This is a genomic window from Cuspidothrix issatschenkoi CHARLIE-1, assembly GCF_002934005.1.
Classification (GTDB): Bacteria; Cyanobacteriota; Cyanobacteriia; order Cyanobacteriales; family Nostocaceae; genus Cuspidothrix; species Cuspidothrix issatschenkoi.
On record NZ_PGEM01000042.1, the window covers coordinates 24,629 to 35,946 of the forward strand.

The window sequence follows — 11,318 nt, forward strand, 5'->3', positions numbered from 1 at the left end:
TTCTAATCTTAATACAAGTATAGCCAAAACTCAGAAATTTGTCAAGCCTCCCGACAAAGAATGGTAAATAACCATAACATCTATCATGGGATACTGTTTTTTCCTTTTAATTTTGATTAATAATGGTATTGTAAATAATATTTGTTAGCCCGATGCTAATAAATAGTATTTTGTTAAAAACACATTAACAAGCTGGCAGATATGTAAATAGTATACTGGCAAGTATTCTAATAATCAGAAGATAGAGTATATATCCAATAAATCCATACATTAATTAAACCCCTATGTTACGACAAACTGCTTTTGGCATGGCTTTAAGTACGCTTGTCCTTGCTAGTGGTCTTATGACTGCTGCGAACCTAGATAATAGTTCTGCTCAACAAACTGTTCGTCATCAGCGTTCATCACTTGTGACAAGTCAAGCAAAAATATCTAATCGTGATTTTCAAAATACTAATTTAGAGCAATCAGTTTTTACGCAAATTAATCAATATCGGGCAAAAAAAGGACTAAAACAATTAATTTTTAACGAAAAAATTAGCAAACAAGCGAGAATTCATAGTGAAAACATGGCTAGTGGTAGAGTTCCTTTTAGCCACCAAGGATTTAGAGAGCGCGTAATGGCCATTCCGCTTGATTATGACAGTGCGGCCGAAAATGTAGCCTACAATCTGGGATATAGCAGTCCGTCCAATGAAGCGGTTTCCGAATGGTTAAAAAGCCCCGGACATCTGAAGAATCTTCAGGGTAAATATAACTTAACTGGTGTTGGTGTGGCGACTAATGACAAAGGTGAAGTTTATTTGACACAAATATTTTTGAATGCTAATACCACAAAAAGAAATTGACATCTAAATGGTTTTTATTGATCATTTCAGCGATGTTTCAGGAAATTTCTGTCGTTAAATTTCCTGATTTGTGAACTTTTCACTATTATTTTTTGATTGTAGCATTAGCAATGGTCATATTGTCTGGCAAAATAAAGATAATTTATATTTGACAGCTTTATGACATTACCAGATTTTCAGGTGTGCGATAGTGATTTAAGTGATGCCAGCTTAGAGGAGTACTTAAAGTCTCCGGCTATCGCTGTGGATACGGAAACAATGGGACTTTTACCTCAGCGCGATCGCTTGTGTTTAGTCCAACTGTGTAATCTAGAAGGTAAAGTTGCTGCCATTCGCATCTTGAGAGGACAAACAGCAGCGCCAAACTTAAAAACCCTCATGGAAGCAAATCAAAGCCTCAAAGTTTTTCACTTTGCTAGGTTTGATGTTGCTACTTTACGGCAAAATTTAGGGATTTGCGTACAGCCGATTTTTTGCACTAAAATCGCTAGTAAATTAGCACGTACCTACACTAATCGTCATGGATTAAAAGACGTAGTATTAGAATTAGAAAAAGTTGAATTAGATAAAAGCTCTCAAAGTTCTGATTGGGGTAACGCCGATAATTTATCTGAAGCGCAACTTAGTTATGCAGCTAATGATGTGCGCTACCTCCTGAGCATACAACAAAAGCTTATGACCATGTTGCAACGGGAAGAACGCTGGCAAATTGCCCAAGAATGTTTTCAAATTTTACCCACAATAGTAACTTTAGATTTATTGCAATTCAAAGACTTATTTGAACATTGATTACACCTAATTTTGGTAATTATCTAAATTTAGCACTTTCAAAATTTTACAAATGTCGCCAATAGATACTCAAGTCTTAAATTCCTTATTAGATATGCTCGGGGGTGAGGTAGAAATTTTAGCGGACATTATCCATACTTATTTGTTAGAATCGCCTCCAATACTGACAGCGATTCAAACATCTGTTAAGAATGAAGATGCTGATGCTCTTAATAAAGCCGCCCATCAGTTAAAGTCTAGCAGTGCTTCCTTGGGAGCAGTTAATTTTTCTCGGCTTTGTCTAGAGTTAGAATTAAAAGGCAAGAATCAGAATTTAGAGGGAGTTTTAGAATTAGTATCAAGGCTAAAGGATGAATATAAACAAGTAGAAATTGCTTTAAAGCAAATTGCCAAAATACCATGAGCCAAAAATTTTTGAACCGTATTCAAGCGGGTCAAATGTTAGCTCAAAAGCTACAAGCATACAAAAACCATGAGGATGTATTGGTACTTGCATTACCCCGTGGTGGTGTGCCTGTAGCTTTTGAAGTAGCTACATATTTGAATGCGCCCCTAGATATATGTATAGTCAGGAAACTTGGTGTACCTGGACACAAAGAACTGGCCATGGGGGCGATCGCTGCTGAGAATATTATTGTTCTAAATCAAGATATCATTGATTCTCTAGGAATAGCTCAAGAACAAATTGGTCAAGTTATTAACCAAGAATTACAGGAATTAAGACGACGAGATCAAGTTTATCGAGGACATAAACCACCGATTAATGTTCACAACAAAATAGTTATTTTAATAGATGATGGCATTGCCACGGGTGCAACTATACGTGCTGCGATCGCTATTCTGCGACAACAACAGCCAAGAAAGATCATAGTTGCAGTTCCCATAGCATCCCTGAGTATTTGTAAAGAATTCCGTTTAGAAGTAGATGATGTGGTTTGTTTGCAGTCTCCAGAATTTATGTCTGCAATTGGTTGGTGGTATGAGGATTTTACGCAAACTACGGATCAGGAAGTTCGCGCACTTTTAGCTTAACCGACAGAAGCAACAAAATCTTATGGTTCTTCGGTACTTGTTATGCTTAAATTACTAATTGGGTAAGAGGGAACAGGGAACTAATTTTGTAAATACTGATTGTGCCACTATTGATATTGTCATTTACTACGCAGTTTTCAGACCTACCCTTCGCAATGTCTATAAAAATAAAATGCCAACTTGGCTTACCGAAGACTAAAAACATAGTATTCTACATATAATAGTGTCACAAGGGGTATTTACAAAAATGTTGAGAGGAAATAGTTAAACGTTGCATGACTATTTAAATAGTCTCACAATCCCAATATCTATATTTTCTATTTGTTCTTGGACAATTGATTCAACCAAGAAATCAAAACAACTCTGTCGAAAGGACGAAGAGAATATTTTCAAAGTATTTAATGATACAAATAAGCCTGAATAACCTAAGAGGATGTTTGTAAAGTCTAAATTTATAACTTCCCCATAAATTAGAAATCGCGGTTCATCCTGCACACAAACAAAACTCTTCATTTTTTCCGAGTCCGTGTTCGCTTTAGCTTACCGGAGACTCTATTGTTCGCATTTCTCTAGGAAAATAGGAATGATCCACCTATCATCCAAGAATAGGGGTTTAGAGAGATGTTTTAGATAAGTTGGTGACTTTAAAAATATCCTTTCAATTGGAGTTATATATTATTGATGCTGCTGCTACTCAAACCTCACAGAAAATTAATAAAACTTTCTGATAATCACAAATAATGTTGATATTTGATTGTCAACTAATAGCTATACTCAAGCTTAGATATCAAGATGATTTACCAACAGAAAATTATTCATAGCCCAAAATACGAAATTTAAACTTTGCCATTAACTTGACTAGCATTCAGATTCGATCACCAAAATCTCAAGATTTAGAAAACTTATTGAATCAGGAAAAATGTGTTTTCTTGATCACAAGATTTTCATTAATCTTAAGCTACAGTTTTCCGATTTAAGTTTTCATTACCTATTAACCTTCAGTCCTTTAATATCAGGGTTATTTATGAACTACCAAGCTTCTTCTCCCCAGAAAGATTTTCATAGTGCCATCTCTCCTGAACAGTTTAATCAAATTATTGAAGCGATCACCGATGGCCGTTATTCTTGGGCTTGTGTGCTAATTTTACGTTGTATAGGTTACAATCCTATTCACTATATTCCCCAGCGTACTTACAGCCGGTTAATTAAAGAAAATCGTCAACTTGTTCCATCTGGAACATCTAACCAACAAAAAAAGAACGTAGATTACAGAGATTCATGTCAACTTATCAGTATCATAGAAAGGTAGAGTAACCCAGTCAAAAATTATATTTCTACAACAAAAAGAATTGGGAGTTTTTTTGCCATACTTGATCAAATTCGATGCCCTGTTTATTAGCAATATAGAATAATACTATTGCCGCGGCACGAATTCCATTATCACAATGTATCAAGATCGGCTTAGGTAAATTTTCCATGATTCTAAATACTACCAGAGCAAACTGAGGGTTTAGTTCTTCAAATTTAATGGGAATATTCACATAGTTTAAGCCTAAATCCTCTATTTGCTGTGGTTCATCTTCCCACCAGTCTTTTTCGTCTGGAAATCGAAGATTTACAACTGATTTATAGCCATCACGCGCTATATCTGTAATTTGCTCTGCTGTAATTTGTCCGCTAATTGCTAATTGTTCTGTAATCTTTCTCACAACTTCCATTAGACTTGTATTCATCAAGATGGATATTTGAACTTATCCCCTCTACTCAAGAGTGGAGGGGATTTTACATTAGAGTGTGTTTGAAAAGTTATGGTTGATGTATCAAATATTTTTTACTCCTCTTAGACGGCTGATTTAAGATTTATTAATTTATATATAAAAAATTTGAGGAAGTTGTGAGGACAATTTTGCAAAACCTACTATACTACTCAACTCAGACTTAAACTAAGACTGACTTTGTAGTTTTGTGTCTTTTATCAGAGATAATTTTTGATTAATTCGCTTTTAATAAATATTTACTGGGCTTTCCTCACAAGTTCCTCAAACTTTGAGTTTAACTTCAAGATAGAAAATAGAAGACAGATAAAAGGCTTGTCAATACCAATTACCTAAAATTGCGCCGTTTTTAAAGGTTAATTACGATGAAAACTAGAACTTATGCCACCATAGACGGTAACGAAGCGGTTGCCAAAGTCGTCTATCCACTCAATGAAGTTATTGCCATTTATCCCATTACACCATCTTCACCGATGGCTGAATGGTCCGATGCTTGGATGAGTGAAAATAAACCAAATATTTGGGGAAGCGTTCCCACAGTAGTACAGTTACAAAGTGAAGGAGGGGTTGCCGGTGCTGTACATGGTGCTTTACAAACAGGTTCACTAACTACCACATTTACAGCATCTCAGGGATTAATGTTGATGCTGCCGAATATGTACAAAATTGCCGGTGAACTTACACCTACAGTATTTCATATTGCAGCGCGATCGCTCGCTGCCCAGGGTTTATCAATTTTCGGTGATCATAGTGATGTCATGGGTGCTAGAAGTACGGGTTTTGCCATGTTGTGTGCTGCATCTGTACAAGAAGCCCAAGATTTCGCCCTTATTTCTACACGGGCAACTTTAGAATCACGCATACCTTTCCTACACTTTTTTGATGGTTTTCGTACTTCCCACGAAGTAGCTAAAGTAGAAACAATATCAACAGAAACCTTAGAAAAATTCATTCCTATAGAATTAATTATCGCCCATCGTTCACGGGCATTAACACCAGATAGACCAGTATTAAGAGGAACTGCCCAAAATCCAGATGTTTACTTCCAAGCCAGAGAAACAGTTAACCCATTTTACCTTGCTTGTCCAGATATTACCCAACAAGTAATGGATGAATTTGCAACAGAAACAGGACGAGAATATAAACTTTTTGAATATCATGGAGATCCAGAAGCAGAAAGAATAATTATTCTCATGGGTTCAGGTTGTGAAACAGTCCATGAAACCGTAGATTATCTAAACAAAAATGGTGAAAAAGTTGGAGTTGTAAAAGTTAGATTATATCGTCCTTTTGACACCGAAAGATTTATAGAATCTTTACCAAAAACGACCCAAAGTATTGCAGTTTTAGATCGGACAAAAGAACCTGGCGCAATTGGTGAACCACTCTATACTGATATTGTTACAGCAATTCAAGAAACCAATCTAAAATCCAAAATCCAAAATCTAAAATTGGTAGTTGGTGGACGTTACGGGTTATCATCTAAAGAATTTACACCTGCAATGGTAAAAGCTGTATTTGATAATTTGATCCCCCCAACTCTCCTTAATCAGGAGGGCAAGGGGGGATCTCCAAAAAATCATTTTACCGTTGGTATTAACGATGATCTCACCCACACTAGCTTAGAATATGATCCCCAATTTAACATTGAACCAGATAGCACAGTTCGGGCAATTTTCTATGGTTTAGGTGCAGATGGTACAGTCGGAGCAAACAAAAACTCTATCAAAATTATCGGTGAAGAAACTGATAATTATGCCCAGGGTTACTTTGTTTACGACTCTAAAAAATCTGGTTCTGTAACCGTTTCACATTTACGGTTTGGTTCTCAACAAATTCGCTCTACCTATTTAATTACCAAAGCTAATTTTATTGCTTGTCATCAATGGGAATTTGTAGAAAAGTTCCCCATGTTAAAAGATATTGTTCCCGGAGGTACATTCCTATTAAATTCGCCTTATGATAAAGATCAAGTTTGGGAAAAATTACCCACTTCCATGCAACAAGAGATCATCAATAAAAACGTCAAATTTTATATAATTAACGGCTATAAAGTTGCACGACAAGCGGGAATGGGAGGACATATTAACACGGTAATGCAGGTGTGTTTCTTTGCTTTATCTGGTGTTTTACCAAGAGATGAAGCCATAGCCCAAATTAAAAAATCTATCCGTAAAACCTACGGTAAAAAAGGTGAAGAAATCGTCCAAATGAATATTCAAGCAGTTGATCAAACCTTGGATAATTTGTATGAAATCACTAATAAAGAACTAAAAACAGAACTGTCACCTGTCACCTGTCAACTATCACCTATTCCTCATACTGCACCTGCCTTTGTTCGTGATGTTTTAGGTAAAATGATTGCCCGTGAAGGGGATGATTTACCAGTAAGTGCATTGCCTTGTGATGGTACATATCCCACCGGAACATCTAAATGGGAAAAACGTAATATTGCCCAAGAGATTCCTGTTTGGGACCCGGACGTTTGTATTCAATGTGGAAAATGCGTGATGGTATGTCCACACAGTGTAATTAGGGGTAAAGTTTATGAACCAGAACAATTAGAAAATGCCCCTACAACCTTCAAGAGTGCCAATGCAAAAGAACATGATTGGCATGATTTAAAATTTACCATTCAAGTTGCGGCGGAAGACTGTACAGGTTGCGCTTTATGTGTGGATGTTTGTCCAGCCAAAAATAAAGCTGAACCTAAGAAAAAAGCCATTAATATGGCAGAACAAAGACCAATAAGAGAACAAGAAATAGATAATTGGGATTTCTTTTTAAGTTTACCAAATCCAGACCGCAGAAATTTGAAGTTGAATCATATTAATCAACAACAAATGCAAGAACCATTATTTGAATTTTCTGGTGCTTGTGGAGGATGTGGAGAAACACCATACATTAAATTAGTAACACAATTGTTTGGCGATCGCATGATAGTCGCAAACGCCACCGGTTGTTCATCCATCTATGGTGGTAACTTACCTACTACACCCTGGACTAAAAATGCTGAAGGAAGGGGTCCTGCATGGTCTAATAGTTTATTTGAAGATAACGCCGAATTTGGTTTAGGTTTCCGCGTTTCCATAGATAAACAAGCGGAAATGGCAGTTTATTTACTTCAACAACTTGCACCCCAAATAGGAGATAATTTAGTTACTGCAATTCTCAACGCTGAACAAAAAGACGAAGCGGATATTTATGAACAAAGAGAACGGGTATCTATTCTCAAACATAAATTAGATGAATTGTTGAATGATACTACTTTAAACAATCTCAAATCCCAAATCCAAAATCTCAAATCCCTTGCTGATTATTTAGTGAAAAAAAGTGTTTGGATGATAGGAGGAGACGGTTGGGCGTATGATATTGGTTACGGTGGATTAGATCATGTAATTGCTAGTGGTCGCAACGTCAATATTTTGGTATTAGACACAGAAGTTTATTCTAACACTGGCGGTCAAATGTCTAAATCTACCCCCAAAGGTGCAGTAGCAAAATTTGCCGCAGGAGGTAAACCAGCAGCTAAAAAAGACTTAGGATTAATAGCCATGACTTACGGTAACGTTTATGTTGCTAGTGTGGCTATGGGTGCAAGAGATGAACAAACATTAAAAGCATTTTTGGAAGCAGAGGCTTACGATGGCCCATCCTTAATTATTGCCTACAGTCATTGTATTGCTCATGGTATTAATATGGCGACAGCAATGCAAAATCAAAAAGCCGTTGTAGATGCTGGACGCTGGTTATTATATCGTTATAACCCCGACCGCGTAGAACAAGGTCTGAACCCATTACAACTTGATTCACGGACTCCTAGAATACCGGTTGAACAGTCCATGTACATGGAAAATCGGTTCAAAATGTTGACCAAAATTAACCCAGAAAGGGCAAAAGAATTATTACAAGAAGCCCAAACTGATGTTAATACCCGTTGGCAAATGTATCAATATTTAGCCGCCAGAAAATTACAATAAACTCAACATCAAGAACCAGAAAAAACTAGTTAAGTTAAAAATAGTTTCTTCTCTCTGCGTCCTCTGCGGTTCATTCAAAAAAAAGAGTTGTAGGCTTAACTAAAAAGAATTGGATCACAAATAATTTGGTAACTGATAATAAATATTTACCAATTACCAATCACCAATCCCCAATTAGCAATTATGTCTAATAACCTCGACATTAATACAATATCTGGACTCTCAGAACAGGAAGCAAATTATCGTTTAAAAAACGAAGGTTTTAACGAATTACCAGCTAGTAAACAGCGTAGTTTTTTCGCCATTGCTTGGGAAGTATTGCAAGAACCAATATTTCTACTATTAGTAGCTTGTGGAGGTATTTATTTATTTTTAGGTGAAATTCAAGACGCGCTAATACTACTCGGTTTTGTTTTCTTTATTATGGGTATTACCCTTTACCAAGAACAGAAAACAGAACACGCTTTAGAAGCATTACGAGATTTATCTAGTCCTCGTGCTTCCGTTATTCGAGATCAACAACAAAAACGTATTGCAGGACGGGAAGTAGTCAGAGGCGATATTGTGATTTTAGCAGAAGGCGATCGCGTCCCTGCCGATTCCCTCCTCCTATCTTCCACTCATCTCACCGTTGATGAATCATTACTCACAGGTGAATCAGTACCAGTACGTAAAGTAGGGGTGAAGCATTCGGAAAATAGCCCAGGGCAAAAACCGATAATTGATCACCCGAATGCTTCACCCGTACAGGAAAACCAAGAATATCCACCCATTTCTCCCCCTGGAGGTGATGATTTACCCTTTGTTTATTCAGGTACATTGATAGTTCAAGGTCAAGGTTTAGCACTAGTCAAAGCTACTGGTATTAATACTGAACTGGGCAAAATTGGCAAAGCCTTACAAACAGTCACCACCGAAGAAACCTTATTACAAAGGGAAACGGGAGAATTAGTCAAAAAATTGGCAGTAATAGCGATCGCCATTTGTGTTGCCATCATCGTTATTTATGGTATGACCAGGGGCAACTGGCTAAACGGATTTTTAGCAGGTTTAGCCCTAGCAATGGCAATTTTACCTAACGAGTTTCCCGTCGTTGTGACAATTTTTCTCGCCTTGGGTGCGTGGCGAATTTCCCAAAATCGGGTTTTAGCCCGAAAAATGCCCGCAGTAGAAACCCTGGGTTCAGCAACGGTTCTCTGTGTAGATAAAACCGGCACACTCACCTTTAATCAAATGTCTGTAACTCAGATGTTTGCAGCAGGGGAAATGTATAATTTAAGTCAACATCAGAGGGAGGAATTACCAGAAACATTTCACCAATTAGTTGAGTTTAGCATCCTTGCCAGCCAGCGCAACCCCTTCGACCCAATGGAGAAGGCGTTTAGAGAATTGGGTAATAATTATTTAGCCAATACTGAACATTTACATGATGATGACTGGAAGCTAATTCGGGAATATCCGCTTTCACCGCAATTATTAGCCATGTCTCATGTATGGCAATCTGCCGATGGTACAGATTATATCATTGCTGCCAAAGGTGCGCCAGAAGCGATCGCTGATTTATGCCATTTTAACCCAACCCAGTTACAGCAGCTTTCGGAACAAATCACAGCAATGGCTAACGCGGGGTTGCGCGTTTTAGGAGTAGCTAAAGCATACTTCCAGCAACCAAACCTACCAACCGAACAACATGATTTTGAATTTCAGTTTATCGGTTTAGTTGGACTTGCAGACCCAGTACGTCCCACCGTCGCTGATGCCATCCAAGAATGTTACACAGCCGGCATTCAAGTTAAAATGATCACAGGTGATTATCCAGGAACAGCGCGAAATATCGCCCGACAAATTGGTTTAACACCCATAGAAGAAGTAATAACTGGAACGGAACTACAAACAATGGATGATGCAGAATTATCACGCCGCATCAAAAATGTTAATATCTTTGCCAGAGTAGTTCCAGAACAGAAATTACGCCTAGTCAATGCCTTAAAAAACAACGGTGAAATAGTCGCCATGACCGGGGATGGTGTTAATGATGCACCCGCATTAAAATCAGCACACATCGGCATTGCAATGGGTGGTAGAGGTACGGATGTTGCCCGTGAAGCCGCAGACTTAGTTTTACTAGATGATGACTTTTCCTCCATTGTTACATCAGTTAAACTCGGTCGTCGCATTTTTGACAACCTGAAAAAAGCAATGGCTTATACCTTAGCCGTTCATGTTCCCATTGCAGGAATGTCCCTAATTCCGGTTTTATTCAAATGGCCATTAGTATTATTACCCATACACATTGCCTTCTTGCACCTAATTATTGACCCTGCCTGTTCAGTAGTCTTTGAAGCTGAACCACCAGAGGAAAATATCATGCAGCGTCCTCCCCGTGATCCCAAAGAACCACTATTTAGTACCAGAACATTGGGTTTAGCAGTGCTGCAAGGAGTAGGAATATTACTGGTATTAGTGGCAGTATTTGCTACAGCATTATATCGTGGACAAGGAGAATTAGATGCCCGTGCATTAACATTTACAACTTTAATTATTGCCAACTTGAGTTTAATTTTAACCAACCGTTCATGGTCATACACAATATGGGAAATGTTGCGTTCTCATTCTCAGCGAATATCATCACTTTCTAATATAGCTTTGTGGTGGGTATTAGGTGGGGCATTAGTATTCATGGCATTTGTTCTATATTTACCAATCCTACGTCATCTATTTCGTTTTTCCTACCTCCACCCCATAGATTTAGGCATTTGTTTAATCGCAGGAATATTCAGTATTGTGTGGTTTGAATTTCTGAAAATTTGGCAAAGAAACAGACAAGTAATAACCTAAGTAGGTTAGCGTTAAAAATTGTCGTTAGGGCAAGAGAACAGGGAACGGGGAACACT

General features: G+C 37.6%; 8 protein-coding genes. 7 read left to right on the forward strand and 1 reads right to left on the reverse strand.

The window, feature by feature from the left end; all coding sequences use genetic code 11:
• Positions 1 to 284: 284 nt before the first annotated feature.
• The 5 genes from CUN59_RS07200 (at position 285) to CUN59_RS07220 (ending at position 3,978) form a co-directional block, all read left to right on the forward strand.
• Positions 285 to 848 carry a CAP domain-containing protein gene (locus tag CUN59_RS07200; RefSeq protein ID WP_104387203.1) on the forward strand — a complete coding sequence of 188 codons (564 nt, stop codon included), beginning with the start codon at positions 285 to 287 and terminating at the stop codon, positions 846 to 848.
• Between the two features lie 159 nt (positions 849 to 1,007).
• The gene (locus CUN59_RS07205; RefSeq protein ID WP_104387204.1) at positions 1,008 to 1,637 is read left to right on the forward strand and encodes a ribonuclease D; all 630 of its coding nucleotides are present in this window, start codon (positions 1,008 to 1,010) and stop codon (positions 1,635 to 1,637) included.
• 52 nt (positions 1,638 to 1,689) lie between these two features.
• Complete coding sequence (locus CUN59_RS07210; RefSeq protein ID WP_104387205.1) at positions 1,690 to 2,040, forward strand: Hpt domain-containing protein; 351 nt, start codon at positions 1,690 to 1,692, stop codon at positions 2,038 to 2,040.
• Positions 2,037 to 2,669 (forward strand): phosphoribosyltransferase, encoded by a 633-nt coding sequence (locus CUN59_RS07215; protein ID WP_104387206.1) that lies wholly within the window; start codon positions 2,037 to 2,039, stop codon positions 2,667 to 2,669. The genes CUN59_RS07210 and CUN59_RS07215 overlap by 4 nt, the downstream gene beginning before the upstream one ends.
• 1,024 nt (positions 2,670 to 3,693) lie before the next feature.
• The gene (locus CUN59_RS07220; RefSeq protein ID WP_104387207.1) at positions 3,694 to 3,978 is read left to right on the forward strand and encodes a HetP family heterocyst commitment protein; all 285 of its coding nucleotides are present in this window, start codon (positions 3,694 to 3,696) and stop codon (positions 3,976 to 3,978) included.
• A gap of 25 nt (positions 3,979 to 4,003) precedes the next feature.
• Here the strand turns inward: CUN59_RS07220 and CUN59_RS07225 are convergent, their stop codons facing one another.
• Positions 4,004 to 4,402, reverse strand: a complete 399-nt coding sequence (locus CUN59_RS07225) for a protein tyrosine phosphatase family protein (RefSeq protein WP_243406891.1) — start codon at positions 4,400 to 4,402, stop codon at positions 4,004 to 4,006.
• A gap of 407 nt (positions 4,403 to 4,809) precedes the next feature.
• Between CUN59_RS07225 and nifJ the strand changes: the two genes are divergently transcribed.
• Together nifJ and CUN59_RS07235 are read left to right on the forward strand one after the other, a co-directional pair.
• Positions 4,810 to 8,424 carry a pyruvate:ferredoxin (flavodoxin) oxidoreductase gene (nifJ, locus tag CUN59_RS07230; RefSeq protein ID WP_104387209.1) on the forward strand — a complete coding sequence of 1,205 codons (3,615 nt, stop codon included), beginning with the start codon at positions 4,810 to 4,812 and terminating at the stop codon, positions 8,422 to 8,424.
• 183 nt (positions 8,425 to 8,607) lie between these two features.
• The gene (locus tag CUN59_RS07235) at positions 8,608 to 11,262 is read left to right on the forward strand and encodes a cation-translocating P-type ATPase (protein ID WP_104387210.1); all 2,655 of its coding nucleotides are present in this window, start codon (positions 8,608 to 8,610) and stop codon (positions 11,260 to 11,262) included.
• The last annotated feature ends 56 nt before the right edge of the window (positions 11,263 to 11,318 follow it).